The sequence below is a fragment of the Kitasatospora sp. MBT63 genome (assembly GCF_000710465.2).
GTDB lineage: Bacteria > Actinomycetota > Actinomycetes > Streptomycetales > Streptomycetaceae > Kitasatospora.
Genome location: NZ_JAIZ01000410.1, coordinates 1 through 532 on the forward strand (window position 1 = coordinate 1; position 532 = coordinate 532).

Annotated in this window: 1 pseudogene; it reads right to left on the reverse strand. The window is 71.4% G+C overall.

Going from position 1 to position 532, the window contains the following annotated elements:
• Positions 1–532 (reverse strand): annotated as a pseudogene (locus AA75_RS22880) (hypothetical protein); the annotation flags it as partial.

Sequence of the window (532 nt, forward strand, 5' to 3'; positions counted from 1 at the left end):
CGGAGGCGGGGATGGTCACCTTGGTGTCGACGGGCCGGTACGAGCCGTCGATCGCGGTGACGGCGGTGGTGTAGGCGTCGCCGCCGGCTCCGCCCTTGTAGCGGGTGGAGGAGGAGGGCTGGCCCTTGGCCAGCGCGTCGTAGGTCCAGCCCGCGAGCTGGTTGGCCGGGGCGACGCTGTCCTTGTACATGCCGGTCTTGCGGCCGAGGATGTCGTAGGAGTACGCCAGCACGTTGCCCTTGGCGTCCCGGGTCGAGGCGACCGAGGAGTTGACGTCGTACGTCGTCGTCGACGTGCCCGTGTCCGGGTCCGTGGACGAGATCTGACGCCCGCGCAGGTCGTACCCGTACGACCAGGTGTTGCCCATGGCGTCCGTGCGCCTGTCCGGCTGCCCGGCTGCCGTGTACGTGTACGTGGTGACGTCCGCGTCGGACGGGTTGCCGGTCGCCGTGGCGGTGCGGTACTGCCACAGCTGGGTGGTACGGCCGCGGCTGTCGGTGACGGTGCTGGACGGGGCCCCGCCCTGCGGCGG